We start from the raw sequence: 25,357 nt of genomic DNA, 5'->3' as shown, positions 1-25,357 counted from the left end.
TTTACTTAGTTGTTTGGTAATTAAAAAAATTTTTCTATTAGATGCAAAAAGTTTGACTTGGAGTCAACTCAAAGTTGTATAATAAGATGAATGAGTTATAGTTGCTTAAATTCAGTGAAGATAATGAAAGGAGGCTAGTATATGAATATTAAATCTGCCAGCGACTTATTGGGAATTTCAGCGGATACGATTCGGTATTATGAGCGAGTTGGTCTTGTGCCACCGATTACTCGAACTGCGACTGGAATTCGTGACTTTCAAGATCAGGATATAGAAGCGCTGGAATTTATTAAGTGTTTCCGTTCGGCGGGTGTCTCTGTAGACAGTTTAGTTGACTATATGTCGCTCTACCAAAAGGGGGATGAAACGAGAGAAGAAAGGCTTGGTATTTTAGAAGACGAAAAGAAAAAATTAGAGGAGCGCTTTTCTCAGTTACAGACGGCTTTAAATCGCTTAAATCTCAAAATTAAACTTTACAAGGAAGGAAAATTTTAAATGAAATCAGCAGTATATACAAAGGCAGGCAAGGTTGGACTTGCTACAATTGAACGTCCGCAAATTATAGAAGCAGATGATGCTATTATCCGCATTGTCCGTACTTGCGTTTGTGGTTCGGACCTCTGGAGTTACCGTAATCCAGAAATCGAAGAAGGACATAGAAATAGCGGTCATGAGGCTATCGGAATTATCGAAGAAGTTGGTGAGAACGTTACTACAGTAAAATCAGGAGACTTTGTCATCGCACCTTTCACCCATGGCTGTGGGGAGTGTGATGCCTGTCGCGCTGGCTATGATGGGACTTGTGACCGCCATATTGGCACCAACTGGTCTAACGGGGTCCAAGCAGAGTACATCCGTTTCCACTTTGCTAATTGGGCACTTGTGAAAATTCCAGGTCAACCTTCAGATTATAGCGAAGGCATGCTCAAGTCACTTTTGACACTTGCTGATGTCATGCCGACAGGCTATCATGCGGCGCGTGTTGCTAATGTGCAAAAGGGCGACAAGGTGGTCGTTATCGGTGATGGGGCTGTTGGTCAATGCGCTGTCATTGCAGCTAAGATGCGTGGTGCATCACAAATTGTCCTTATGAGCCGTCATGAAGACCGCCAAAAGATGGCCTTGGAATCAGGGGCGACAGCTGTTGTGGCTGAACGTGGCGAAGAGGGAATTGCCAAGGTGCGTGAAATCCTCGGTGGTGGAGCAGATGCAGCCCTTGAATGTGTTGGGACTGAAGCAGCCGTTGAGCAGGCCCTTGGAGTCCTTCATAATGGAGGACGCATGGGATTTGTCGGTGTTCCACATTATAATAACCGTGCCCTTGGTTCAACCTTTGCCCAAAATATTTCAGTGGCAGGTGGAGCAGCCTCAGTTACCACTTATGACAAACAAGTTTTGTTAAAAGCGGTTCTTGATGGAGACATCAATCCAGGTCGCGTCTTTACTTCAAGTTATAAACTGGAAGATATCGACCAGGCTTATAAAGATATGGATGAACGCAAGACCATTAAGTCTATGATTGTGATGGATTAACAATGAAAATCCTAATGGAGATTTGAGACTCTCTATTAGGATTTTTTGCGTTGGTATATTTGTTGAGTTATGGCAGCGTACTTTCTCTCAAAGTCAGTCTGGTTCCCAGCATGGTTAGGCTAGGTATTTTGCGACCGTGGAGGACTTCCTTGTTAAGAATATCCATACCTGCTCGGCCCATTTCTTCGGTATAGACGGTAATGCTAGAAAGAGGAGGATAGACCTGCTTGGTCAGGCTAGTGTCGTTAAAAGAAATGAGGCTGACGCGGTCGGGTAGGCTGATTCCAGCTTCTTGGAGGGCACGGAGGGCACCGATAGCTAAACTATCGCTGGCGGCGAAAAAGGCTGGTGGGAGTTGTTCTCCCAATTTGTGAATGGCCTCCTTCATCAAGTCATAGCCAGACTGGGCAGTAAAGCTCCCCTGAAAGACCAGTTCTCCATTGTAGATTCCTTTTGCTTGGGTAATGTTTTTGAAATTTTCTAGCCGCTTATCTTGGATAATTTCTTCCTGGTCGGTTGTTTCCTCAAGGCCTGTGAGAATCCCAATACGGTTCATACCTTGGCTGAGGAAATGGTCTACAACTTGTTTCACAGCAGTGTAAAAGTCAGTGATAATACAGGTATGACCTAATGAGAGGGTATCGCTGTCTATAAAGACTAAAGGTTTTTGGTATTCTTCAAAGGCAGAAATCTGAGCACGGCTAAATTTTCCGATGCAGAGAATGCCAATCACTTCCTCGCTCAGTGTAAAGGGATGGTCATTAAAATAGCGCAAGATGTCATAGTCCAACTCTTGGGCTCTTTTTTCAATACCGAGACGAATCTGGTAGTAGTAGAGGTCGTCCAACTCCCCTTGTTCGCTGACCCATTGGATAATGGCAATCTTCTGCTTGGGTTTGTGGGATTCGCCTGTCTTGAGGTGCTTGGTATAGCCTAGCTCTTCAGCGACAGTTAAAATACGGTGTCTGGTCTCTTCTGTAACAGATAGGCTCTGATCGCGATTGAGGACACGGGATACGGTCGCGATAGAGACAGAGGCTAGCTGTGCAATGTCTTTTAAGGTAGCCATAAATCCTCCTCCTTTTAGGTTAGTATATCATATTTTTCTTCTTTTTACCGATTGTTTAGTAAAACTTTAGTAAAAAGGATTGACCTTGGGAAATCCCTTGGATACAATAGAAGAAAACGATTACACGTTAAGGTGACTTAACGGACAGTAAAAGGAGAATTCATATGACACAACATCTTACTGCTGAAGCCCTTCGTAAAGATTTTCTTGCTGTTTTTGGTCAAGAAGCAGACCAAACCTTCTTTTCACCAGGGCGTATCAATTTGATTGGTGAACACACGGACTACAATGGCGGTCACGTTTTTCCTGCTGCGATTTCCTTGGGAACTTATGGGGCGGCTCGCAAGCGTGACGACCAAGTTTTGCGTTTCTACTCAGCCAACTTTGAGGACAAGGGCATCATCGAAGTGCCTCTTGCGGACCTCAAGTTTGAAAAAGAGCATAGCTGGACCAACTATCCAAAAGGGGTTCTTCATTTCTTGCAAGAAGCTGGGCACGTGATTGACAAAGGTTTTGATTTTTATGTTTTTGGGAATATCCCAAATGGCGCAGGCTTGTCTTCATCAGCATCATTAGAACTCTTGACAGGGGTCGTGGCAGAGCATCTCTTTGACCTAAAACTAGACCGTTTGGATTTGGTTAAAATCGGGAAACAAACAGAAAACAACTTTATCGGAGTCAACTCTGGTATCATGGACCAGTTTGCTATCGGTATGGGGGCAGACCAACGTGCTATTTATCTAGATACTAATACTTTGGAGTACGACTTGGTACCACTCGATTTGAAGGACAATGTCGTCGTTATCATGAACACCAATAAACGCCGTGAATTGGCAGACTCTAAATACAATGAACGCCGTGCTGAATGTGAAAAAGCCGTGGAAGAACTGCAAGTCGCCTTAGATATTCAAACCTTGGGTGAATTGGACGAGTGGGCATTTGACCAATACAGCTATCTGATCAAAGACGAAAATCGTTTGAAACGTGCTCGTCATGCTGTTCTTGAAAACCAACGTACCCTTAAGGCTCAAGCAGCCCTTCAAGCAGGAGATTTGGAAACATTTGGTCGTTTGATGAATGCGTCACACGTTTCTCTGGAGCATGACTACGAAGTAACTGGCTTGGAATTGGATACTCTTGTTCACACAGCTTGGGCTCAAGAAGGTGTTCTCGGTGCTCGTATGACAGGGGCAGGTTTTGGCGGATGTGCCATTGCCTTGGTGCAAAAAGATACTGTTGAGGCCTTTAAAGAATCTGTAGGCAAACGCTACGAAGAAGTAGTTGGATACGCTCCAAGCTTCTATATCGCTGAAGTTGCAGGTGGCACTCGCGTCCTTGACTAGTCAAAAGGAGGCTCTATAGTGACCTTAATAGATAAATTTGTAACACACGTTATTGCTGAAAGTTCATTTGAGGAAATGGATCGAATCTACCTGACCAATCGTGTCTTGGCACGAGTGGGAGAAGGTGTTTTGGAAGTTGAGACTGATCTGGATAAAGTGATTGACCTCAAAGACCAGTTGGTTGAGGAAGCGGTTCGATTAGAGACGATTGAGGATAGTCAGGCTGCGCGTGAGATTCTCGGTGCTGAATTGATGGACTTGGTGACCCCTTGTCCCAGTCAGGTCAATCGTGATTTCTGGGAAACCTATACCCACTCTCCTGAGCAAGCGATAGAGAATTTTTACCAACTCAGTCAGAAAAATGACTATATCAAACTCAAGGCCATTGCTAAAAATATTGCTTATCGTGTTCCGTCTGACTACGGAGAACTGGAGATTACTATCAACCTCTCTAAGCCTGAAAAGGATCCAAAAGAAATAGCTGCGGCCAAGTTGGTGCAAGCTAGCCATTATCCTCAGTGTCAACTTTGTTTAGAGAATGAAGGTTACCATGGTCGAGTCAACCACCCAGCTCGCAGTAATCACCGCATTATCCGTTTTGAAATGGCGGGTCAGGAGTGGGGCTTCCAGTATTCGCCCTATGCTTATTTTAATGATCACTGTATTTTCTTAGATGGTCAGCATCGTCCCATGGCTATTAGCCGGCAGAGCTTTGAGCGTCTGCTGGCTATCGTAGAGCAGTTTCCAGGTTATTTTGCAGGCTCGAATGCCGACCTACCAATCGTCGGTGGTTCTATCCTGACCCATGACCACTATCAGGGAGGCCGCCATGTTTTCCCTATGGAATTGGCTCCGCTGCAAAAGATATTCCGCTTTACTGGTTTTGAGCAGGTCAAGGCTGGGATTGTCAAGTGGCCGATGTCGGTGTTGCGTTTGACTTCGGATTCCAAAGAGGATTTGATCAACTTGGCTGATAAGATTTTGCAGGAATGGCGGCAATATTCAGACCCTGAAGTACAGATTTTGGCAGAGACGGATGGGACACCACACCACACCATCACACCCATTGCTCGTAAACGAGATGGGCAATTTGAGTTGGATTTGGTCTTGCGGGACAATCAGACATCACCAGAGCATCCTGATGGCATCTATCATCCCCACAAGGATGTTCAACATATCAAGAAGGAAAATATCGGCTTGATTGAGGTCATGGGTTTGGCTATATTGCCACCACGTCTGAAAGCGGAAGTGGAGCAAGTTGCTAGCTACCTCGTGGGAGATGGTGATATAGTTGCCGACTATCATCAGGAATGGGCCGACCAACTCAAAGCCCAATATCCAGACATAGCGGATAAAGAAAAAGCCTTTGAAATCGTCAAGGACTCTGTGGGTGCTATCTTTGCACGTGTTTTGGAGGACGCAGGGGTTTACAAGCAGACGGAACAAGGACAGGCAGCCTTTATGCGCTTTGTAGAACAGGTCGGAATTTTACCCGACTAGGAGCTTTCTCCTTGCACAGTCCTATAAAAAGTAGTATCATAGTGTCGTTTGAACTATCAGGAGGAGAATATGAAAGATTTTCATTTTGACGCTATATCAGCTTTTGAAAATTATGAAATTAAAGAGATGAGAGATGGCCACGTTGAGGTGACAACCAAAGTAGTGGACTCGTCGCTTAACTATTATGGCAATGCCCATGGAGGCTATCTCTTCACCCTTTGTGATCAGATTAGTGGATTGGCGGTCATCTCGCTAGGGCTTGATGCAGTGACGCTCCAGTCCTCCATCAACTACCTCAAGGCAGGAAAACTCGACGATGTGCTGACCATTAAAGGAGAATGTGTCCATCATGGACGCACAACCTGTGTCGTGGATGTCGATATCACCAATCAAGAAGGCAGAAATGTCTGCAAAGCCACCTTTACCATGTTTGTCACAGGACAAAGGTCAGAAGAAAGACAGGTAAGGATATAAAGAAACAAAAAAGAGGCTCACACCTCTTTTTCTTATTTCTTTTTCCGGTTTAATACTGCATTGAGGACAATGGCCAGTATGCTGGCTACGACGATTCCGTTTGAGAAGAACATTTGGAAAGCTGTCGGCATGCTGACAAAGAGATTACTATTGTTGAGTCCGACACCTGCAGCGATGGGAACAGCTGCGATAAGGAAGTTGTGTTCATTGTTAGCAAAGTCAACGCGGGCGAGGATTTGCATACCTTGAAGGGAAACAAAACCAAACATCACCAGCATGGCACCACCGAGGACAGGACTCGGAATGATTTGGGCGAGGGCACCAAACTTAGGAAGGAGTCCAAGGAGGACTAGGAAACCAGCTGCGTAGTAGATTGGCAGACGGGTCTTGATACCTGACAATTTAACCAAACCAACATTTTGTGAAAATCCTGTGTAAGGGAAGGTGTTAAAGATTCCTCCGAGAAGTACGGCCAGACCTTCTGCGCGGTAACCGTTGCGCAGGCGCGTACTGTCGATTGGGTCATTGGTAATATCAGACAAGGCTAGGTAAACACCAGTCGACTCAACCATAGACACCGTTGCGATGATACACATCATGACAATAGATGAGATTTCAAAGGTTGGCACCCCAAAGTAGAGGGGAGTTGGAACATGGACAAGCGGTGCTGCCGCAACAGGGGAGAAATCTACCAAACCCATGGTAGCAGCAATGGCGGTTCCGACAACTAGACCAATCAAAATAGAGATAGACTTGATAAATCCTTTGGTAAAGATGTTAATCAAGAGGATGATCAGAACAGTGATGGCTGCAAGCAAAAGACTTTGACCAGTTGGCTCTGGGACGTTATTTCCCATATTTCCAATAGCGACAGGAATCAGGGTTAAACCAATCGTGGTAATGACAGAGCCTGTTACGATAGATGGGAAGAGATTGGCAACTTTTGAGAAAATGCCGGAAATTAGAACTACATAAATCCCAGAAACGATAAGGGCACCAAACATAGCACCGCTACCGTGGCTTTGCCCAATCATAATTAAAGGAGCGACTGATTGGAAGGCAACTCCGAGAACGACTGGTAGTCCAATCCCGAAGTATTTGTTGAGTTGTAGTTGAAGGAAGGTTGCCACTCCACACATGAAGATATCTGTAGAAATCAGGTAAGTCAACTGCTCAGCTGAATAGCCAAGAGCTGTCGCTATCATGATAGGAACCAAGATAGAACCAGAGTACATGGCTAGAAGGTGCTGAAGCCCTAAAACCGCAGCTTGCGAGTGTTTTTCTTGTTTTTGCATTAGAGATCTGCCTCCTTAAATACGACCTGACCGTTTTCAAAACGATCCAAGCGAGCCAGTGATAGAACTGGATAGCCAGCTTTCTCGAGCAAATCACGACCATCCTGGAAAGATTTTTCAATCACGATACCAATCGCTTCAACTTTTGCTCCAGCTTGTTCGATGATTTGGATCAATCCTTTGGCAGCTTGTCCATTTGCTAGGAAATCATCGATAATCAAGACCTTGTCATCTGGTGAGAGGAATTTTCCAGCGATGGAAACCGTGCTGGTCACTTGTTTGGTAAAGGAGTAAACCTCAGCAGTTAAGATGCCTTCGTTCATGGTGATGTTTTTAGCTTTCTTGGCGAAAATCATGGGAACATTCAAGGCTTCGGCTGTAAAAACAGCTGGGGCGATACCAGAAGCTTCGATCGTTACAACCTTGGTAATGCCAGCAGATGCGAATTTTTCCGCAAAAACCTTACCAATCTCCCGCATCAAACGATAGTCAACTTGGTGGGTTAAAAAGGAATCTACCTTGAGGATGTTGTCACCCAAGATATGCCCATCCTGAAGGATGCGCTCTTCTAATAATTTCATAAGACCTCCTAAAGTCTAAAAGATGCTTCATTTACTTGTTTAGAGTTTCTAGCAAGAAATAGAAAAAGAACCTACTTAATCCCCTAAGTAAGTCCCCAAAATAGGCATGGTCAAAACCATACCTTCAGCTGACATACTCATTGTTAGGTGTTCCGGCACCTTGTAGAAACGTCGTGCCAATTCACGACATAAACAAGTAAAATGATACTATTATCAAACGCAATAGCGTTAATGTTATTATTTTACACTAAATAGCTTTAGAAATCAAATATTTTGTTAATGTTTAGATATAAAAAACGAACAAATTGAAGAAAAAAGAGCAAAAGCTTAATTGTAAGCTAACATTTATACCCAATGAAAATCAAAGAGCAAACTAGGAAGCTAACCGCAGGTTGCTCAAAACACTGTTTTGAGGTTGCAGATGGAAGCTGACGTGGTTTGAAGAGATTTTCGAAGAGTATTAGAAGAATTTTCCATTATAAAAGGCACATTATCAGGATTTTTCAAGACCTAACAATATGCCTTTTTCTGATTTGAAAGATTTTTCCAGTCTCTATTTTTTTACTCGCTGAATCTTATAAAATAGCCATCTGGATCCAAAACGGCAAATTCATGAGGATAGATATAGTGATCCCCAACACGAAATTCTCTTTTGGTCAGCGGACGATGGATAGGATAGTCAGCTTCCAGCAGTTTTTGGTGGAGCTGAGGGACATCTTCAATGCCAAAGGAAATATTGACACCGCGCCCGAAAGGATAGGTTAGTTGGGCTAATTCTTCTGTGCTGCCTTCTTCTAGCATAAGTTGGCAGTCTTCAAGCGAGAGGAAGAGAAATTTCTCCTCTGGACGCTCGTATTCGACAGAAAATCCCAGCAAGTCGCAGTAGAAGTGGCGTGACTTTTCGAGGTCAGATACTACAAATTCAGGAATGACAGCTTGATAGTCCATTAGCTTTCTCCTTAGAGTTCAATCTCCATGACAATGGGCGTATGGTCTTGACGCGCACCTGAGTCAATCATGTCAGACTTGGTCACCTTGTCAGCCACGCGGTTGCTAGTGAGCCAGTAGTCGATTCTCCAGCCTGTATTGTTGATTTTAGAAGTCTTGCTGCGTTGTGCCCACCAAGTGTAGCGTTCTGGAACATCGCCGTGAAGATGACGGAAGGTGTCGGTAAATCCTGTTGCCAAGAGATTGGTAAATCCAGCACGTTCCTCGTCGGTAAATCCTGGTGAACGGCGGTTGCTGGCAGGATTTGCAAGGTCGATTTCATTGTGGGCCACGTTGTAGTCACCGGTCGCAAGGACTGGTTTTTCTTTGTCCAGTTGAGCCAAATACTCAGCATATTTGACATCCCAGACTTGGCGTTCTTCCAAACGTTTGAGGCCGTCGCCAGCGTTTGGAGTGTAAACTTGGGTCACGAAAAATTCATCAAATTCTAGAGTGATGATACGACCTTCCAAGTCCATGGTAGAAGGGGCACCGATTTCTGGGAAAGTGACAGTGGGTGTGAGTTCTTTCTTATAGAGGAACATAGTACCAGCATAGCCTTTACGGGCAGGTTCTTGGGAAGAGCGCCACGTGTTTTCGTAGCCTGGGAAGAGTTCTTCTAAAATTTCCAAGTGTTTCTTTGTAGGGCCTTTGGCAGAAAGCTTGGTTTCTTGGATAGCAATGATATCAGCATTTTCAGCGACCAAGGTTTGTAGGACTTCTTGGGACAATTTGGCACGAGCTGAGTCACTAGTTAGGGCTGCATTGAGGGAATCAATATTCCATGAGATAAGTTTCATAAAGTTACCTTTTTCATTCAGATTATAGATTTTATTATACCAAAAAAAGGTCTATTTCCCCAACGTATGGTTTGAAAAATCACCCTCTTTCGTTTATAATAAAGAATGATTTTATGAAAGGGAGTGAAAATAAATGAAATTTTACTCATATGACTATGTGCTTAGCCAAATCAGTCAACAAAATGGAATCATGATTGGCTTTGGGATTGTGCTCCTAGCTATCACAGGATTTTTTGCTTTTAAGGCTTATCGAGATAAAAAGGGGACTAAGTTTCGGGAATTGGTCATGATTTTGGCCTTGACCTTGGTAGCCATGCTTTTGGTAACAATCTCAAAATACCAGACCAATCAAGCCTCTAACAATCAATTTCAAACCTCACTTCATTTCATAGAGGTTGTTTCCAAAGACTTGGGGGTGGATAAATCAGAAGTTTACGTTAATACTTCAGCTGCCACTGATGGAGCGCTTGTCAAGGTAGGTCCAAATTTCTACCGCGCCATGAACGGGAGCCAACCAGACAAGTATCTTTTAGAGAAATTAGAATTGAATCAAACAGACGCTATTGAATTGGTGGAGGTAAACAAATGACACTCAACTATATGGAAATTTTAATCAAACTGGCCTTGGGTCTTTTCTCTCTTGTTTTTGTTATTAATGTGACAGGAAAGGGGAATCTAGCACCTAACTCTGCTACAGACCAAATTCAGAACTATGTTCTTGGTGGTATCATCGGTGGGGTAATTTACAATAGTTCAATCAGTATCCTGCAATACACAGTGATTTTGATGATGTGGACGATTTTGGTTTTGACCCTAAAGTGGCTCAATAACAATGTTCGCTTTGTCAAACGCTTGATTGATGGGAAACCAACTCTCCTCATCAAAAATGGGCAGATTGACCCAGAAGCCTGTCGTTCAGTTGGTTTGTCTGCAGCAGAAGTTGCTCTCAAACTTCGTAGCCAAGGAATTTTCCAGATGAAACAGGTCAAACGAGCTGTGCATGAGCAAAATGGCCAACTCATCGTGGTCCAAATGGGAGATGAAAATCCTAAGTATCCAGTTGTGACTGACGGTGTGATCCAAGTCGATGTTTTGGAATATATTGACCGTAGCGAAGAGTGGTTGCTTGATAATCTCAGCAAACAAGGGCATGACAATGTGGCCAATATCTTTATCGCTGAGTATGACAAGGGTGCCGTCTCAGTCGTAACTTATGAATAAGAAAAACCTGGGGTCTTGTACTCTTCAAAAATCAAATTCAAACTGCGTCAACGTCGCCTTGCCGTATGTAGGTTACTGACTTCGTCAGTTCTATCTACAACCTCAAAGCAGTGCTTTGAGCAGCTTGCGGCTAGTTTCCTAGTTTGCTCTTTGATTTTCATTGAGTCTTGGCCTCAGGTTTCCATTTGCAATCAGAAAGGGATTTTATGTCCATTATTCAAAAACTTTGGTGGTTTTTCAGGTTAGAAAAACGCCGTTATCTAGTCGGGATTATGGCCTTGGTCTTGGTTTCCGTCCTCAATCTCATTCCTCCCATGGTTATGGGGCGGGTCATTGATGCCATTACATCGGGTCAATTAACTCAGCAGGACCTCCTTCTAAATCTATTTTATCTACTGCTGGCAGCCTTTGGGATGTACTATCTGCGCTATGTTTGGCGCATGTATATCCTTGGAACTTCCTACCGTCTGGGGCAGATTATGCGCTCTCGCTTGTTTGAGCATTTTACTAAGATGTCGCCAGCCTTTTATCAGACCTATAGGACGGGGGACTTGATGGCACATGCCACCAATGATATCAACGCCTTAACCCGTTTAGCAGGTGGCGGTGTTATGTCTGCGGTGGATGCTTCTATCACGGCACTGGTGACTTTGCTGACCATGCTCTTTAGTATTTCATGGCAAATGACCTTGGTTGCCATTCTTCCCTTGCCTTTCATGGCTTATGCGACCAGTCGTCTAGGGAGAAAGACCCACAAGGCCTTTGGCGAATCTCAAGCTGCTTTTTCTGAACTCAATAACAAGGTACAGGAGTCCGTATCAGGTATTAAAGTAACCAAGTCTTTCGGTTACCAGGCGGACGAGTTGAAGTCCTTTCAGGCAGTCAATGAATTGACCTTCCAAAAGAACCTCCAAACCATGAAATACGATAGTCTCTTTGACCCCATGGTTCTTTTATTTGTTGGTTCCTCCTATGTTTTAACGCTCTTGGTCGGCTCCTTGATGGTTCAGAAAGGGCAGATTACAGTTGGGAATCTAGTTACCTTTATCAGCTATTTGGATATGCTAGTTTGGCCTCTTATGGCCATTGGCTTCCTCTTTAATATCACTCAGCGAGGCAAGGTTTCTTACCAACGGATTGAGGATCTTTTGTCTCAGGAATCACCTGTAAAAGATCCTGAATGTCCTCTGGACGGTATTGAAAATGGACGTTTGGAGTACGCCATTGACAGCTTTGCCTTTGAAAATGAGGAAACACTGACGGATATTCACTTTGGTCTGGAAAAAGGGCAAACTCTTGGTTTGGTCGGGCAGACAGGCTCTGGGAAAACGTCCTTGATTAAGCTCCTCTTGCGTGAATACGATGTGGATAAGGGTGCCATTTACCTAAACGATCACGATATTCGAGACTATCGTCTGACAGATCTTCGCAGTCTCATGGGCTATGTTCCTCAGGACCAGTTCCTCTTTGCGACCTCTATCTTAGACAATATCCGCTTCGGCAATCCGAACTTGCCCCTTTCAGCAGTTGAGGAAGCGACCAAGCTAGCACAAGTTTACCAAGATATTGTAGACATGCCTCAGGGATTTGATACAGTTATCGGTGAAAAAGGAGTCAGTCTTTCAGGTGGTCAAAAGCAACGTCTGGCCATGAGTCGGGCTATGATTTTAGATCCTGATATCTTAATTCTAGATGATTCCTTGTCCGCCGTGGATGCCAAGACAGAGTATGCGATCATCGACAATCTCAAGGAGACGCGGAAGGATAAGACAACCATTATTACAGCACATCGTCTCAGTGCGGTTGTCCATGCAGATTTGATTTTAGTTCTGCAAAATGGACAGATTATCGAACGAGGTACGCACGAAGACCTGCTAGCTCTAGATGGCTGGTATGCCCAAACCTACCAGTCTCAGCAGTTGGAAATGAAAGGAGAAGAAGATGCAGAATAAGCAAGAACAATGGGCTGTATTGAAGCGCTTGATGTCTTATCTCAAGCCCTATGGACTCCTGACCTTTTTGGCACTCAGTTTTCTCCTTGCGACGACGGTCATTAAAAGTGTCATTCCCCTTGTAGCTTCCCACTTTATCGACCAGTACCTCAGCAATCTCAATCAGTTTGCTATTACAGTTTTATTAGCCTACTATGGCCTCTATATCCTGCAAACTCTGGTCCAGTATGTTGGCAATCTTCTCTTTGCGAGGGTGTCCTACACTATTGTCAGAGATATTCGTCGAGATGCCTTTGCCAATATGGAGAAACTGGGCATGTCTTATTTTGACAAGACGCCAGCAGGTTCCATCGTCTCTCGTTTGACCAATGATACCGAGACTATCAGTGATATGTTTTCAGGGATTTTATCCAGCTTTATCTCAGCAGTTTTTATCTTTCTGACAACTCTGTATACCATGTTGGTGCTGGATTTTCGTTTGACAGCTTTAGTTTTGCTATTTCTACCCTTGATTTTCCTTTTGGTCAATCTCTATCGGAAAAAGTCAGTGAAAGTCATCGAAAAAACCAGAAGTCTTTTGTCGGATATCAATAGTAAGCTGGCAGAGAATATCGAGGGAATCAGGATTATCCAGGCCTTTAATCAAGAGAAGCGCCTGCAGGCAGAATTTGATGAAATCAACCAAGAACACTTGGTCTATGCCAACCGTTCTGTAGCCTTGGATGCCCTCTTTTTGAGACCTGCCATGAGTTTGCTGAAACTTCTAGGCTACGCCGTTTTGATGGCTTACTTTGGTTACCGTGGTCTGTCTATCGGGATAACAGCTGGAACCATGTATGCCTTCATCCAGTACATCAACCGCCTTTTTGATCCCCTGATTGAGGTGACGCAAAACTTTTCAACCCTTCAAACGTCTATGGTATCTGCAGGCCGTGTCTTTGCCTTGATTGACGAAACGACCTATGAGCCTCTTCAAAAAGATGGGCAAGCTAAAGTCAAAGAAGGCAATATCCGTTTTGAACATGTGTGTTTCTCATATGATGGCAAACACCAGATCCTAGATGATATTTCTTTCTCTGTTAACAAGGGAGAAACCATTGCCTTTGTAGGACATACAGGTTCTGGGAAATCTTCGATTATCAATGTCCTCATGTGTTTTTATGAATTTCAGTCAGGCCGCGTTCTCTTGGATGGTGTGGATATCCGAAACTACAGTCAGGAAGAGCTGAGAAAGAACATCGGTCTGGTCTTACAGGATCCCTTCCTCTATCACGGGACTATCAAGTCCAATATTGCCATGTATCAAGAACTTAGTGATGAAGAGATTCAGGCTGCAGCTGCCTTTGTCGATGCAGATTCCTTTATTCAGGACCTTCCGCTGGGTTATGATGCCCCTGTTTCCGAGCGTGGTTCGAGCTTTTCTACTGGTCAGCGCCAGCTTCTTGCCTTTGCCAGAACAGTCGCCAGTCAGCCTAAAATCTTGATTTTGGATGAAGCGACAGCCAATATTGACTCGGAGACAGAAAGTTTGGTTCAGGATTCTCTGGCTAAAATGAGAAAAGGACGGACGACCATTGCCATCGCCCACCGCCTTTCGACCATCCAGGACGCCAACTGCATTTATGTTTTGGACAAGGGACGCATCATTGAGAGTGGAACCCATGAGGAACTCTTGGCCTTGGGAGGAACCTATCACAAGATGTATAGTTTGCAGGCAGGGGCTCTTACCTAAAGAAGAATTCCTCTAAATTACAGATTTCTTGCACCGCCTTTTCCATTTTGTGGTATAATGAAAAATGTTGACAAATAGTATAATAAAAACAAAGGAGAAACAGCATGCTGAAATGGGAAGACTTGCCCGTGGAAATGCAATCAAGCGAGGTTGAGTCTTACTACCAGCTTGTCTCTAAAAGGAAAGGTTCGCTGATCTTCAAGCGTTGTCTGGACTGGGTTCTGGCCTTGGTTTTACTGATTTTGACTTCTCCCATCTTTCTTATCTTGAGCATTTGGATCAAGTTGGATAGCAAGGGACCTGTCATTTACAAGCAAGAGCGCGTGACCCAGTACAACCGTTCGTTCAAGATTTGGAAGTTCCGTACTATGGTAACGGATGCGGATAAAAAAGGAAGTCTAGTGACTTCTGCTAACGATAGCCGTATTACCAAAGTGGGAAATTTCATTCGCCGTGTGCGCTTGGACGAACTACCTCAGCTAGTCAATGTCCTTAAAGGCGAGATGTCCTTTGTTGGGACACGACCTGAGGTGCCACGCTACACGGAGCAGTATAGTCCTGAAATGATGGCGACCTTGCTCTTGCCAGCAGGAATCACCTCTCCAGCCAGCATCAACTACAAGGATGAGGACACCATCATCAGTCAAATGACGGAGAAAGGTCTGTCAGTTGACCAGGCCTATGTCGAACATGTCCTCCCTGAAAAGATGCGCTATAATCTCGCCTATCTCCGAGAATTTAGTTTCCTTGGAGACATCAAAATCATGTTTCAAACCGTGTTTGAGGTACTAAAATAAAGTAGTCATGAGAAAATGAGTACAGATAAAAGGAGCAAATCAATGCCAAATTACAATATTCCATTTTCACCACCTGATATTACCGAAGCTGAAATTGCTGAAGTAGCGGATACCCTACGTTCTGGTTGGATCACAACAGGTCCTAAGACAAAAGAACTGGAGCGTCGCTTGTCCCAATACACACAGACACCTAAGACTGTCTGCCTCAACTCTGCGACAGCCGCTCTTGAGTTGATTTTACGTGTTTTGGAAGTGGGACCTGGAGATGAAGTCATTGTTCCAGCCATGACCTATACAGCTTCATGTAGTGTCATCACACACGTAGGAGCGACACCTGTCATGGTGGATATTCAAGCAGATACGTTTGAGATGGACTATGACTTGCTTGAGCAAGCCATCACTGAAAAGACTAAGGTGATCATCCCAGTAGACCTTGCAGGGATTGTTTGCAACTATGATCGTTTGTTCCAAATTGTGGAGAAGAAACGCGATCTCTTTACTGCTTCAAGTAAATGGCAAAAGGTCTTTAACCGTATTGTGCTTGTCTCTGATAGTGCTCATGCTTTGGGATCTACTTACAAAGGACACCCTGCTGGCTCTATCGCTGACTTTACTTCCTTCTCATTCCATGCCGTTAAAAACTTTACAACGGCTGAGGGAGGAAGTGCGACTTGGAAGGCCAATCCGGCGATTGACGACGAAGAAATGTACAAGGAATTCCAAATCCTTTCCCTTCATGGTCAGACTAAGGATGCTCTTGCTAAGATGCAATTGGGTTCGTGGGAGTACGATATCGTAACACCTGCCTACAAGTGCAACATGACGGATATCATGGCTTCGATTGGTTTGGTACAATTGGATCGTTACCCTGGTTTGTTGCAACGTCGTAAGGACATCGTGGACCGCTATGATCGTGGTTTTGCGGGTACTCGTATTCACCCATTGGCACACAAGACTGATACTGTCGAATCTTGTCGTCACCTCTACATCACCCATGTAGAAGGAGCAAGCTTAGAAGAACGCAACCTCATCATCCAAGAATTGGCCAAAGCAGGAATTGCAAGTAATGTACACTACAAACCGCTTCCTCTCTTGACAGCCTATAAGAATCTTGGCTTTGATATGGCAGATTATCCAAGAGCCTATGCCTTCTTTGAAAATGAAATTACGCTCCCTCTTCATACAAAATTAAGCGATGAAGAAGTTGATTACATCGTTCAGACTTTGGTGAGAATTTCCGAAGAAATCCTCGGTTCTGGAAAAAAATCATAAAAAAATCTTGACAAAGATAGAACAATAACATATAATATTCTCAATAAATCAGAAGAGTAATTATTTTTGATCTTCAGGGAGCCTGTGGTGATTGTGAACAGGTGGTTGAAAGTAGTGAAAGTGGGCTGATTTTAAAAATGAATTTGAAACAATGAAAATTCGGTGCGCACACCTTACAGTGCAACTTGTTGTTAGACAAGGCAGAGATGTAAAGGGGAATAATCCCTTTATAATTGAGGTGGCACCGCGTTACCAACGCCCTCACATGGAAGTCGATTCTGTGTGTGGGCTTTTTTCTTTCGGTCATTTTGTTTATCTTTTATTAGGGCGTTAAGTCGCTTTGATGAACTTGAGTTCTATCTGCAGCTCCTTGCCTACTACTAAAAGCAAACAAAAAGCCGAATTAATATGGAAAGAGGAAAAATTTTATGACAACTAAAGGTTATTTTGGACAATTTGGTGGTAGTTTTGTACCGGAGCCGATTCAAGCTTTGTTGGATGAGTTGGAAGTGACATTTGACAAGTACAAGGATGATCCAGAGTTTTTGGCAGAATTTCGCCATTACTTGAAGGATTATTCTGGTCGCGAAACACCGCTTTATTTTGCGGAAAGTTTAACAGACCACCTAGGTGGAGCTAAGATTTATCTTAAACGTGAAGATCTTAACCACCTTGGTTCTCACAAGCTCAACAATGTTTTAGGACAAATTCTTCTTGCCAAACGTATGGGCAAAAAACGAGTGATCGCAGAAACAGGAGCTGGTCAGCACGGTGTTGCGACAGCAGCAGCTGCGGCCAAGTTTGGTATGGCCTGTGATGTCTACATGGGGGCAGAAGATGTGGAGCGTCAACGTCTCAATGTTTTCCGTATGGAGATGATGGGAGCGACCGTTCATGCAGTTGAAACGGGAACACGAACTCTTAAGGATGCGGTTGATGCAGCCTTTGGAGCATGGATGAATGACCTTGAAGCCTTCTACGTTTTGGGATCTGCTGTAGGCCCTCACCCTTATCCTACCATTGTTCATGAATTCCAAAAGGTCATCAGTGAAGAATCTCGTCGTCAAATCTTAGAAAAAGAAGGTCGTTTACCAGACTACGTCATTGCCTGTGTAGGTGGTGGTTCCAATGCCATCGGTGCTTTTTCACAGTATGTGGCTGATGAAGAAGTCAAATTGGTTGGGGTCGAAGCTGCCGGTCACGGACTTGACACAGACAAGCATGCAGCCACTATGACAAAGGGTAGTGTCGGAATTGTCGACGGTATGAAGACTTATGCAGTCTTTAAGGAAGATGGAGAGCTGGCGCCAGTTTACTCTATCTCAGCTGGTTTAGACTATCCAGGGGTTGGCCCAGAACACGCCTACTTTAAAGATTCAGGTCGCGTGGAATATGTGGCAGCGACAGACGAAGAAGCTGTTCAAGCCTTGCTCCTTCTCAGCAAGACTGAAGGGATTATCCCAGCGATTGAAAGTTCGCACGCCATCGCAGAAGCGGTTAAACGTGCACCGAAACTAAGTAAAGATGAGATTATCATCATCAATGTCTCTGGTCGTGGAGACAAGGACGTAGCTGCGATTGCAGACTACCTTGAAGCTAAAAAATAAGAGATGGAAAAATTACAGTACTTTCTTTCCCAGAGAGCTTGTGGTTGCTGGAAACAAGCAGAGAAAGCTGTAAGGTTGGGTCCATCTGAAACGAGAGAAGAAAACATAATTCTCAAGGGAGTGCCCTTTATCGCACAGCCTGTTATAGGAAAGTTCTGAGACAGGAATGAGAGATAGGAGAAATCCTATAATTGAGGTGGCACCGCGAATCTCGTCCTCACGCAAGTTATTTTGCGTGGGGATTTTTCATACAGTCGCCACGGACTAGAAGTAGAACTGAAAGGGAAATTACAATGGAACGAATCATTCATGGAGATGTCTTATCACCAATCTTGGCTTATATGCGCCTAAAGGGGCAACACAAGGTTATACTAGAGAGTATCCCGAGAGACAAGGAAACCGCTCGTTTTTCTATCCTAGCTTATAATCCTGTTTTTGAGATTCAGTTTGAAAATGGAGTCCTTTATCAAAATGGTCAAGTGATTGATCGGGATCCCTTGGATTACCTTTATGAAGTGACTCATAAGAGCCAGCACCATTCAGATCTCCCTTTTGGTGGGGGAGCTATCGGCTTTGTTGGTTACGATATGATTTCGCTCTATGAAGAAATCGGTCAAATCCCTGAGGATACAATTGGGATGCCAGACATGCATTTCTTTGTCTATGAGAGTTACATGGTCTTTGACCACAAGAAGGAAAAAATCCATGTCATCGAGGATGATCTTTATAGTGAGCGCAGTCAAGAAGACTTGGAAAAAGCTTTGAATCAAGTGCTTGAGGAATTACGCATTCCTGCTCCAAATGAATTTGAAGATTTGGATTTATCACCACTTGACTTCAAACCCCATATCGCTCCTCAGAAGTTTGAGGAAATGGTGGAAACAGCTCGTGACTTGATTCGTAATGGCGATATGTTCCAATGCGTGCTCAGTCAGCGTTTCTCAGCTGAAGTTACTGGAAATCCATTTGACTTCTACAGAAATCTCCGCGTGACCAATCCATCCAATTACCTCTATTTCTATGACTTTGGTGATTATCAAATCATCGGTGCCAGTCCTGAAAGTTTGGTTTCTGTCAAAAATGGCATCGTGACAACTAATCCGATTGCGGGGACGCGACCAAGAGGGGCCACGGATGAAGAGGACAAGGCTTTGGCGACAGACTTGCTCTCTGATGAGAAGGAAACAGCAGAACATCGGATGTTGGTAGACTTGGGTCGTAACGATATTGGCCGCATCTCTGAAACGGCAAGTGTCCAAGTTACCAAGTATATGGAAGTGGAGTTCTTCCGCTATGTCATGCATTTGACCAGTGTGGTCAAGGGGCGTTTGCTTCCAGAACTCACTGCCATGGATGCCTTGAAAGCCACACTTCCAGCTGGAACAGTTTCAGGAGCACCAAAGATTCGAGCGATGAGACGTATCTATGAACTGGAAACGGAAAAACGGGGCGTATACGCAGGAGCGATAGGCTACTTGTCTGCGACGGGTGATATGGATTTGGCCATTGCCATTCGAACGATGATTCTCAAAAAACAAACAGCCTATGTGCAGGCTGGGGCAGGGATTGTCTATGACTCTATCGCCCAAAACGAATACCAAGAAACCATTAACAAAGCAAAATCTATGACTAGAATTGGAGAACTAAGACCATGATTTTATTGATTGATAACTATGATTCTTTTACCTATAACTTGGCGCAATACATTGGGAATTTTGCAGAAGTGCAGGTCTTGAGAAATGATGATCCCAAGCTGTATGAAGAAGCTGAAAAAGCAGATGGTCTGGTCTTTTCTCCCGGTCCTGGTTGGCCGGTTGATGCTGGAAAGATGGAAGACATGATTCGTGACTTTGCAGGTAAGAAGCCGATTCTAGGGATTTGTTTGGGTCACCAAGCCATCGCAGAAGTCTTTGGTGGGAAGTTAGGTTTGGCTCCAAAGGTCATGCATGGGAAACAGAGCCATATCAGCTTTGAAGCGCCATCTGTTCTCTATCAAGGCATTGAGGATGGTCGTCCAGTCATGCGTTACCATAGTATTTTGATTGAAGAAATGCCAGAAGGCTTTGAAGTGACAGCTCGTTCGACTGATGACCAAGCTATTATGGGAATTCAACACAAAAGTCTACCGATTTATGGCTTCCAGTACCATCCAGAAAGTATCGGAACGCCAGATGGCTTGTCTTCTATTCGGAATTTTATCGAGAAGGTTGTAAAGTGAGGAAACTAGGATGAAAGAGATTATTGAAAAACTAGCAAAATTTGAAAATTTATCAGGTGTGGAAATGACGGATGTCATTGAGCGCATCGTAACTGGTCGTGTCACTGAAGCGCAGATTGCTTCTCTCCTTTTAGCTCTTAAGATGAAGGGGGAAACACCGGAAGAACGCACAGCTATTGCACAAGTCATGAGAGGACATGCCCAACACATTCCGACTGAAATCCACGACGCCATGGACAACTGTGGTACTGGTGGAGACAAGTCCTTCAGCTTTAACATCTCCACAACTGCAGCCTTTGTCTTGGCTGGTGGTGGCATTCATATGGCTAAGCACGGTAACCGTTCGATTTCTTCTAAATCAGGTTCGGCAGATGTCCTTCAAGCATTAGGCATCAATCTTGACCTCAAACCAGCTGAACTAGGTAAGGTTTTCGATAAAACTGGAATCGTCTTTCTCTTTGCTAAAAACATGCACCCAGCTATGAAATACATCATGCCAGCTCGTTTGGAGTTGGGAATTCCAACAATCATGAACTTGACTGGTCCACTGATTCACCCAATGGCCTTAGAAACACAGTTGCTTGGTATTAGTCGTCCAGAACTGCTAGAAAGTACAGCTCAGGTTTTGAAAAATATGGGTCGTAAACGTGCCATCGTGGTTGCTGGACCAGAAGGGCTGGATGAAGCTGGCTTGAACGGAACAACCAAGATTGCTCTTCTTGAAAATGGCGAAATCACCTTGTCAAGCTTCACTCCAGAGGATTTGGGGATGGAAGGCTACGCTATCGAAGATATTCGTGGAGGCAATGCTCAGGAAAATGCAGAAATTTTGCTCAGCGTTCTTCAAAATGAACCAAGTCCATTCTTGGAAACAACAGTCTTAAACGCTGGTCTTGGTTTCTATGCTAATGGTAAGGTAGCTAGTATCAAGGAAGGAGTAGCCTTGGCCCGTCAAGTAATTGCTAGTGGCAAGGCCCTTGAAAAGCTCAGACTGTTACAGGAGTACCAAAAATGAGTCAGGAATTTTTAGCACGAATTTTGGAGCAGAAGGCGCGTGAAGTCAAGCAAATGGAGCTGGAGGAAATCCAGCCCTTGCGCCAGACCTATCGCTTGGCAGCATTTTTGAAGAATCACCAGGACCGTTTGCAGGTAATCGCCGAAGTCAAGAAGGCTAGCCCTAGTCTGGGAGATATCAATCTCGATGTGGATATTGTGCAACAGGCCCAGACTTATGAAGCGAACGGCGCAGTGATGATTTCAATTTTGACAGATGAAGTTTTCTTTAAAGGGCATTTGGATTATTTACGTGAGATCTCCAGTCAGGTAAACATTCCAACGCTCAACAAGGACTTTATCATCGACGAAAAGCAAATCATCCGCGCTCGCAATGCCGGCGCGACAGTTATCTTGCTCATCGTCGCAGCCTTGTCAGAAGAACGCCTCAAGGAACTGTATGACTACGCGACAGAGCTTGGTCTGGAAGTCTTGGTGGAGACTCACAATCTAGCTGAACTAGAAGTGGCCCACAGACTTGGCGCTGAGATTATTGGGGTTAATAACCGCAACTTGACCACCTTTGAGGTCGACTTGCAGACTAGTGTAGACTTGGCCCAGCACTTTAAGGAAGGTCGCTATTATATTTCTGAATCTGCCATTTTCACAGGGCAGGATGCGGAACGAGTAGCACCATACTTTAACGGAATTTTGGTGGGAACAGCTCTCATGCAGGCAGAAGATGTAGCCCAGAGAATCAAGGAGTTGCAGATTGACAAAGGTTAAGATTTGTGGCCTATCGACCAAAGAAGCGGTAGAGACAGCTGTTTCAGCAGGGGCAGACTACATTGGTTTTGTCTTTGCACCTAGTAAAAGGCAGGTGACCTTGGAAGAGACCGCAGAGCTGGCAAAGCTCATTCCTGCTAATGTTAAAAAGGTTGGTGTATTTGTTTCACCAAGTCGAGCAGAATTGCTAGAAGCGATTGAAAAAGTTGGCTTGGACTTGGTTCAAGTTCATGGTCAGGTAGCAGATGATTTGTTTGAGGATTTACCTTGTGCCAGCATTCAGGCTGTGCAGGTGGATGGAAATGGTCATGTGCCAAGTTCTCAGGCAGATTATCTACTCTTTGATGCCCCTGTGGCTGGGAGTGGCCAGACCTTTGACTGGGGACGATTGGATACGACGGGATTAGCTCAGACCTTCTTCATCGCAGGTGGGCTTAATGAAGACAATGTAGTACAAGCAATTCAACGCTTTACTCCCTACGCAGTAGATGTATCAAGTGGAGTGGAGACGGATGGACAAAAAGATCACGAAAAGATGAGAAGATTTATAGAGAGGGCAAAGAATGGCATATCAAGAACCAAATAAAGATGGATTTTACGGAAAATTCGGCGGACGTTTTGTCCCAGAAACATTGATGACAGCAGTTTTGGAGTTGGAGAAGGCCTACCGTGAAAGTCAGGTAGACCCAAGTTTCCAAGAGGAATTAAAGCAGCTCTTACGCCAGTATGTAGGACGTGAAACTCCCCTTTACTACGCAAAAAACTTGACCCAGCATATCGGAGGAGCCAAGATTTACCTCAAACGGGAAGACCTCAACCATACAGGGGCTCACAAGATTAATAATGCCTTGGGACAGGTTCTTCTGGCTAAACGCATGGGTAAAAAGAAAATTATCGCTGAAACTGGTGCTGGTCAGCACGGTGTGGCAACTGCAACAGCTGCGGCCCTCTTTAACATGGAATGTACCATCTATATGGGTGAGGAAGATGTCAAACGCCAAGCCCTTAATGTCTTCCGCATGGAGCTTTTGGGAGCCAAGGTTGAGGCCGTGACAGATGGTTCGCGCGTGCTCAAGGACGCAGTCAATGCAGCCCTTCGTTCATGGGTGGCTAATATCGATGATACCCACTATATCCTTGGTTCTGCCTTGGGGCCTCATCCATTCCCAGAAATAGTTCGTGACTTCCAAAGTGTCATCGGTAGAGAAGCCAAACAACAGTACCGTGACTTGACAGGTCAAGATTTGCCAGATGCCCTAGTAGCCTGTGTTGGTGGTGGTTCTAATGCGATTGGTCTCTTCCATCCATTTGTAGAAGATGAGTCTGTAGCTATGTATGGGGCTGAAGCAGCTGGACTTGGTGTGGACACGGAGCACCACGCAGCGACTTTGACCAAGGGTCGTCCAGGTGTTCTCCACGGTTCTCTTATGGATGTGCTCCAAGATGCTCATGGTCAAATTCTTGAAGCTTTCTCTATCTCAGCAGGATTGGACTATCCTGGTATCGGTCCAGAACACTCTCACTATCATGATATCAAACGTGCCAGCTATGTTCCTGTGACTGACGAGGAAGCCTTGGAAGGATTCCAACTCTTGTCTCGTGTGGAAGGGATTATTCCAGCCTTGGAATCTAGCCATGCCATTGCCTTCGCGGTGAAATTGGCCAAAGAACTTGGTCCAGACAAGTCAATGATTGTCTGCCTATCCGGTCGTGGAGACAAGGATGTAGTTCAAGTCAAAGACCGCTTGGAAGCAGATGCAGCAAAGAAGGGAGAAGTCCATGTCTAAGACACTAACAGAAAAACTGAACGCTATCAAAGCAACTGGAAAAGGAATTTTTGTTCCCTATATCATGGCTGGGGACCACGAGAAAGGCTTTGAGGGTCTCGGTGAAACAATCCACTTTTTAGAAGATTTGGGTGTTTCAGCCATTGAAGTGGGTATTCCCTTTTCAGACCCTGTTGCAGATGGACCTGTGATCGAAGAAGCAGGCTTACGCAGTCTAGCTCATGGAACTTCTACTCAGGCCTTGGTTGAAACCTTGAAAACCATTCAGACTGAGGTGCCACTGGTCATCATGACCTACTTCAACCCCCTCTTTCAGTACGGTGTGGACAAATTTGTCAAAGATTTGGCAGATACAGTGGTTAAGGGATTGATTATCCCAGACCTTCCTCATGAGCATGCCAACTTTGTAGAGCCCTTTTTGGTAGATACAGACATTGCCTTGATTCCCCTAGTTAGCTTGACAACAGGACTCGAGCGTCAAAAAGAGTTGATCAAGGAAGCTGAAGGCTTTGTCTATGCTGTTGCCATCAATGGGGTAACAGGGAAATCAGGAAATTACCGTGCAGACTTGGACAAGCACTTGGCGCAATTGCATCAAGTAGCTGACATCCCAGTCTTGACAGGTTTTGGTGTGTCTAGTCAAGAAGATGTAGAACGCTTTAATGCGGTGTCAGATGGCGTTATTGTCGGTTCGAAAATTGTAAAAGCTCTCCACCAAGGAGAGCCGATTGAGGACTTTATCAAACAAGCAGTAGCTTACCAAAAATAATCAAACAAACAGCAAGTGAGAGGAAAGGCACAAAAGGAAGTCTTTCCTTTTTCTTTTGCAGGAGAAAGGCTAGGATTCCCGTCGCAGAAGCAAACTGGATCAAGATGAGTAATTCTGTCACGCTAAAGACGAGCGCACAAGAAGCCAGAAAGAGAAAATCCCCTGCTCCCATGTGGATATCGATAAAATGAGCCATGATTCCGAGAACAAGAAAGAAGACCATAACCAGATTCCAGCCAGAGCAGGCCATGAGGATTAGGTGGAAAGTCATCCAGACCAGTAAGGGATACTCCTGATGGCGAAAGTCATAGATTCCCAAGGTCAAACCAGCAGTGATGAGGATGACTTTACCTAAGGAAAGCCAGCCCCAAGACCAAGCTAGAAAGAGGAGTCCTAAGCCTAGTTCAAAGAGGGCATACCAAATAGGATAGCGAATCTTGCAGTAGCGACAGCGAAAGCGACCAATTACTTGAGAGATAATCGGAATCAAATCTAAGGGTCGCAAGCGAGTCTGACAGGAATCGCAGTGACTGGCTGGTTGGATAATGGATTGCTCAGGAAAACGATCAATGACTAAACCGAGAAAGGAAGCGAGAATGCTCCCGACAAGAAAAAAATAAAGATCAATCATACTTATCTAT

Annotated in this window: 25 protein-coding genes, 1 riboswitch and 1 other annotated feature; of the genes, 19 read left to right on the top strand and 6 right to left on the bottom strand. The window is 44.5% G+C overall.

Going from position 1 to position 25,357, the window contains the following annotated elements:
- The first annotated feature begins 141 nt into the window (after positions 1 to 141).
- Complete coding sequence (nmlR, locus tag STO1_RS07525) at positions 142 to 495, top strand: stress response transcriptional regulator NmlR (RefSeq protein ID WP_096422689.1); 354 nt, start codon at positions 142 to 144, stop codon at positions 493 to 495.
- Positions 496 to 1,533 (top strand): zinc-binding dehydrogenase, encoded by a 1,038-nt coding sequence (locus STO1_RS07520; protein ID WP_096422687.1) that lies wholly within the window; start codon positions 496 to 498, stop codon positions 1,531 to 1,533.
- A 67-nt stretch (positions 1,534 to 1,600) separates the two neighbouring features.
- Here the strand turns inward: STO1_RS07520 and galR are convergent, their stop codons facing one another.
- Positions 1,601 to 2,602, bottom strand: a complete 1,002-nt coding sequence (gene galR, locus STO1_RS07515) for a DNA-binding transcriptional regulator GalR (RefSeq protein WP_096422685.1) — start codon at positions 2,600 to 2,602, stop codon at positions 1,601 to 1,603.
- 164 nt (positions 2,603 to 2,766) lie between these two features.
- On the opposite strand from galR, the gene STO1_RS07510 reads away from it, so the two are divergent.
- From STO1_RS07510 to STO1_RS07500, 3 genes are all read left to right on the top strand, one after another.
- A complete protein-coding gene (locus STO1_RS07510) occupies positions 2,767 to 3,945 on the top strand; it encodes a galactokinase (RefSeq protein WP_096422683.1) in 1,179 nt (392 codons plus the stop codon).
- 18 nt (positions 3,946 to 3,963) lie between these two features.
- Positions 3,964 to 5,445, top strand: a complete 1,482-nt coding sequence (locus tag STO1_RS07505) for a UDP-glucose--hexose-1-phosphate uridylyltransferase (protein WP_096422681.1) — start codon at positions 3,964 to 3,966, stop codon at positions 5,443 to 5,445.
- A 69-nt stretch (positions 5,446 to 5,514) separates the two neighbouring features.
- Positions 5,515 to 5,919 carry a PaaI family thioesterase gene (locus tag STO1_RS07500; protein WP_096422679.1) on the top strand — a complete coding sequence of 135 codons (405 nt, stop codon included), beginning with the start codon at positions 5,515 to 5,517 and terminating at the stop codon, positions 5,917 to 5,919.
- A gap of 32 nt (positions 5,920 to 5,951) precedes the next feature.
- Here the strand turns inward: STO1_RS07500 and STO1_RS07495 are convergent, their stop codons facing one another.
- The 4 genes from STO1_RS07495 to STO1_RS07480 all read right to left on the bottom strand — a co-directional run bounded on the left by STO1_RS07495 (position 5,952) and on the right by STO1_RS07480 (position 9,582).
- Positions 5,952 to 7,214 carry a nucleobase:cation symporter-2 family protein gene (locus tag STO1_RS07495; protein WP_096422677.1) on the bottom strand — a complete coding sequence of 421 codons (1,263 nt, stop codon included), beginning with the start codon at positions 7,212 to 7,214 and terminating at the stop codon, positions 5,952 to 5,954.
- Positions 7,214 to 7,795, bottom strand: a complete 582-nt coding sequence (locus tag STO1_RS07490) for a xanthine phosphoribosyltransferase (RefSeq protein ID WP_096422675.1) — start codon at positions 7,793 to 7,795, stop codon at positions 7,214 to 7,216. Before STO1_RS07490 ends, STO1_RS07495 begins: the two co-directional genes overlap by 1 nt.
- Before the next feature lie 120 nt (positions 7,796 to 7,915).
- Positions 7,916 to 8,011: riboswitch (purine riboswitch) on the bottom strand.
- Between the two features lie 345 nt (positions 8,012 to 8,356).
- The gene (locus STO1_RS07485) at positions 8,357 to 8,743 is read right to left on the bottom strand and encodes a bleomycin resistance protein (RefSeq protein WP_061588685.1); all 387 of its coding nucleotides are present in this window, start codon (positions 8,741 to 8,743) and stop codon (positions 8,357 to 8,359) included.
- An 11-nt stretch (positions 8,744 to 8,754) separates the two neighbouring features.
- Positions 8,755 to 9,582 carry an exodeoxyribonuclease III gene (locus STO1_RS07480; RefSeq protein ID WP_096422673.1) on the bottom strand — a complete coding sequence of 276 codons (828 nt, stop codon included), beginning with the start codon at positions 9,580 to 9,582 and terminating at the stop codon, positions 8,755 to 8,757.
- Between the two features lie 133 nt (positions 9,583 to 9,715).
- Here STO1_RS07480 and STO1_RS07475 point away from each other — a divergent pair, with 133 nt between their 5' ends.
- From STO1_RS07475 to trpA, 14 genes are all read left to right on the top strand, one after another.
- The gene (locus tag STO1_RS07475; protein WP_000675332.1) at positions 9,716 to 10,171 is read left to right on the top strand and encodes a DUF3290 family protein; all 456 of its coding nucleotides are present in this window, start codon (positions 9,716 to 9,718) and stop codon (positions 10,169 to 10,171) included.
- Positions 10,168 to 10,803, top strand: coding sequence for a DUF421 domain-containing protein (locus tag STO1_RS07470; protein ID WP_096422671.1), 636 nt, complete (start codon positions 10,168 to 10,170; stop codon positions 10,801 to 10,803). Before STO1_RS07475 ends, STO1_RS07470 begins: the two co-directional genes overlap by 4 nt.
- 206 nt (positions 10,804 to 11,009) lie before the next feature.
- A complete protein-coding gene (locus STO1_RS07460; RefSeq protein ID WP_096422669.1) occupies positions 11,010 to 12,755 on the top strand; it encodes an ABC transporter ATP-binding protein in 1,746 nt (581 codons plus the stop codon).
- Entirely contained in the window at positions 12,745 to 14,487 is a 1,743-nt protein-coding gene (locus tag STO1_RS07455) for an ABC transporter ATP-binding protein (protein WP_084873447.1), read from the top strand. Before STO1_RS07460 ends, STO1_RS07455 begins: the two co-directional genes overlap by 11 nt.
- A 104-nt stretch (positions 14,488 to 14,591) precedes the next feature.
- Positions 14,592 to 15,284 (top strand): sugar transferase, encoded by a 693-nt coding sequence (locus STO1_RS07450; RefSeq protein ID WP_000922228.1) that lies wholly within the window; start codon positions 14,592 to 14,594, stop codon positions 15,282 to 15,284.
- Between the two features lie 42 nt (positions 15,285 to 15,326).
- Positions 15,327 to 16,556, top strand: a complete 1,230-nt coding sequence (locus STO1_RS07445; RefSeq protein ID WP_172843650.1) for a DegT/DnrJ/EryC1/StrS family aminotransferase — start codon at positions 15,327 to 15,329, stop codon at positions 16,554 to 16,556.
- 34 nt (positions 16,557 to 16,590) lie between these two features.
- Positions 16,591 to 16,822: a binding site (T-box leader), on the top strand.
- A gap of 162 nt (positions 16,823 to 16,984) precedes the next feature.
- Positions 16,985 to 18,163, top strand: a complete 1,179-nt coding sequence (gene trpB, locus STO1_RS07440; RefSeq protein WP_045592556.1) for a tryptophan synthase subunit beta — start codon at positions 16,985 to 16,987, stop codon at positions 18,161 to 18,163.
- Between the two features lie 293 nt (positions 18,164 to 18,456).
- Positions 18,457 to 19,818, top strand: coding sequence for an anthranilate synthase component I (gene trpE / locus STO1_RS07435; RefSeq protein WP_096422665.1), 1,362 nt, complete (start codon positions 18,457 to 18,459; stop codon positions 19,816 to 19,818).
- Complete coding sequence (locus STO1_RS07430) at positions 19,815 to 20,381, top strand: aminodeoxychorismate/anthranilate synthase component II (protein ID WP_000601900.1); 567 nt, start codon at positions 19,815 to 19,817, stop codon at positions 20,379 to 20,381. The genes trpE and STO1_RS07430 overlap by 4 nt, the downstream gene beginning before the upstream one ends.
- Positions 20,382 to 20,391: 10 nt before the next feature.
- On the top strand, positions 20,392 to 21,396 hold the full coding sequence (gene trpD, locus STO1_RS07425) for an anthranilate phosphoribosyltransferase (protein ID WP_000658688.1): 1,005 nt from the start codon (positions 20,392 to 20,394) through the stop codon (positions 21,394 to 21,396).
- Positions 21,393 to 22,160: an indole-3-glycerol phosphate synthase TrpC gene (gene trpC / locus STO1_RS07420; RefSeq protein ID WP_096422663.1), complete on the top strand. Its 768-nt coding sequence runs from the start codon at positions 21,393 to 21,395 to the stop codon at positions 22,158 to 22,160. The genes trpD and trpC overlap by 4 nt, the downstream gene beginning before the upstream one ends.
- On the top strand, positions 22,147 to 22,746 hold the full coding sequence (locus tag STO1_RS07415) for a phosphoribosylanthranilate isomerase (protein ID WP_096422661.1): 600 nt from the start codon (positions 22,147 to 22,149) through the stop codon (positions 22,744 to 22,746). Before trpC ends, STO1_RS07415 begins: the two co-directional genes overlap by 14 nt.
- Entirely contained in the window at positions 22,724 to 23,947 is a 1,224-nt protein-coding gene (gene trpB / locus STO1_RS07410; protein ID WP_096422659.1) for a tryptophan synthase subunit beta, read from the top strand. Before STO1_RS07415 ends, trpB (STO1_RS07410) begins: the two co-directional genes overlap by 23 nt.
- The gene (gene trpA, locus STO1_RS07405; RefSeq protein WP_096422657.1) at positions 23,940 to 24,716 is read left to right on the top strand and encodes a tryptophan synthase subunit alpha; all 777 of its coding nucleotides are present in this window, start codon (positions 23,940 to 23,942) and stop codon (positions 24,714 to 24,716) included. The genes trpB (STO1_RS07410) and trpA overlap by 8 nt, the downstream gene beginning before the upstream one ends.
- Here the strand turns inward: trpA and STO1_RS07400 are convergent.
- Positions 24,688 to 25,347 (bottom strand): prepilin peptidase, encoded by a 660-nt coding sequence (locus STO1_RS07400; RefSeq protein ID WP_096422655.1) that lies wholly within the window; start codon positions 25,345 to 25,347, stop codon positions 24,688 to 24,690. The genes trpA and STO1_RS07400 overlap by 29 nt on opposite strands.
- Positions 25,348 to 25,357 lie beyond the last annotated feature (10 nt).

The organism is Streptococcus oralis subsp. tigurinus (assembly GCF_002356415.1).
Lineage (GTDB): Bacteria > Bacillota > Bacilli > Lactobacillales > Streptococcaceae > Streptococcus > Streptococcus oralis_F.
Note: the sequence above shows the minus strand (reverse complement) of the source record. Positions and strands in the feature narration are given on the sequence as shown.

What these genes read in the sequence shown, in the direction of transcription:
- STO1_RS07490 (WP_096422675.1), bottom strand. Translation starts at nt 7,795, where the DNA reads ATGAAATTATTAGAAGAGCGCATCCTTCAGGATGGGCATATCTTGGGT.
- STO1_RS07460 (WP_096422669.1), top strand. Translation starts at nt 11,010, where the DNA reads ATGTCCATTATTCAAAAACTTTGGTGGTTTTTCAGGTTAGAAAAACGC.
- STO1_RS07500 (WP_096422679.1), top strand. Translation starts at nt 5,515, where the DNA reads ATGAAAGATTTTCATTTTGACGCTATATCAGCTTTTGAAAATTATGAA.
- STO1_RS07455 (WP_084873447.1), top strand. Translation starts at nt 12,745, where the DNA reads ATGCAGAATAAGCAAGAACAATGGGCTGTATTGAAGCGCTTGATGTCT.
- STO1_RS07495 (WP_096422677.1), bottom strand. Translation starts at nt 7,214, where the DNA reads ATGCAAAAACAAGAAAAACACTCGCAAGCTGCGGTTTTAGGGCTTCAG.
- STO1_RS07520 (WP_096422687.1), top strand. Translation starts at nt 496, where the DNA reads ATGAAATCAGCAGTATATACAAAGGCAGGCAAGGTTGGACTTGCTACA.
- trpD (WP_000658688.1), top strand. Translation starts at nt 20,392, where the DNA reads ATGAAAGAGATTATTGAAAAACTAGCAAAATTTGAAAATTTATCAGGT.
- nmlR (WP_096422689.1), top strand. Translation starts at nt 142, where the DNA reads ATGAATATTAAATCTGCCAGCGACTTATTGGGAATTTCAGCGGATACG.
- STO1_RS07445 (WP_172843650.1), top strand. Translation starts at nt 15,327, where the DNA reads ATGCCAAATTACAATATTCCATTTTCACCACCTGATATTACCGAAGCT.
- STO1_RS07510 (WP_096422683.1), top strand. Translation starts at nt 2,767, where the DNA reads ATGACACAACATCTTACTGCTGAAGCCCTTCGTAAAGATTTTCTTGCT.
- STO1_RS07400 (WP_096422655.1), bottom strand. Translation starts at nt 25,347, where the DNA reads ATGATTGATCTTTATTTTTTTCTTGTCGGGAGCATTCTCGCTTCCTTT.
- galR (WP_096422685.1), bottom strand. Translation starts at nt 2,602, where the DNA reads ATGGCTACCTTAAAAGACATTGCACAGCTAGCCTCTGTCTCTATCGCG.
- STO1_RS07470 (WP_096422671.1), top strand. Translation starts at nt 10,168, where the DNA reads ATGACACTCAACTATATGGAAATTTTAATCAAACTGGCCTTGGGTCTT.
- STO1_RS07430 (WP_000601900.1), top strand. Translation starts at nt 19,815, where the DNA reads ATGATTTTATTGATTGATAACTATGATTCTTTTACCTATAACTTGGCG.
- trpE (WP_096422665.1), top strand. Translation starts at nt 18,457, where the DNA reads ATGGAACGAATCATTCATGGAGATGTCTTATCACCAATCTTGGCTTAT.
- STO1_RS07475 (WP_000675332.1), top strand. Translation starts at nt 9,716, where the DNA reads ATGAAATTTTACTCATATGACTATGTGCTTAGCCAAATCAGTCAACAA.
- STO1_RS07450 (WP_000922228.1), top strand. Translation starts at nt 14,592, where the DNA reads ATGCTGAAATGGGAAGACTTGCCCGTGGAAATGCAATCAAGCGAGGTT.
- trpA (WP_096422657.1), top strand. Translation starts at nt 23,940, where the DNA reads ATGTCTAAGACACTAACAGAAAAACTGAACGCTATCAAAGCAACTGGA.
- STO1_RS07485 (WP_061588685.1), bottom strand. Translation starts at nt 8,743, where the DNA reads ATGGACTATCAAGCTGTCATTCCTGAATTTGTAGTATCTGACCTCGAA.
- STO1_RS07480 (WP_096422673.1), bottom strand. Translation starts at nt 9,582, where the DNA reads ATGAAACTTATCTCATGGAATATTGATTCCCTCAATGCAGCCCTAACT.
- trpC (WP_096422663.1), top strand. Translation starts at nt 21,393, where the DNA reads ATGAGTCAGGAATTTTTAGCACGAATTTTGGAGCAGAAGGCGCGTGAA.
- trpB (WP_045592556.1), top strand. Translation starts at nt 16,985, where the DNA reads ATGACAACTAAAGGTTATTTTGGACAATTTGGTGGTAGTTTTGTACCG.
- trpB (WP_096422659.1), top strand. Translation starts at nt 22,724, where the DNA reads ATGGCATATCAAGAACCAAATAAAGATGGATTTTACGGAAAATTCGGC.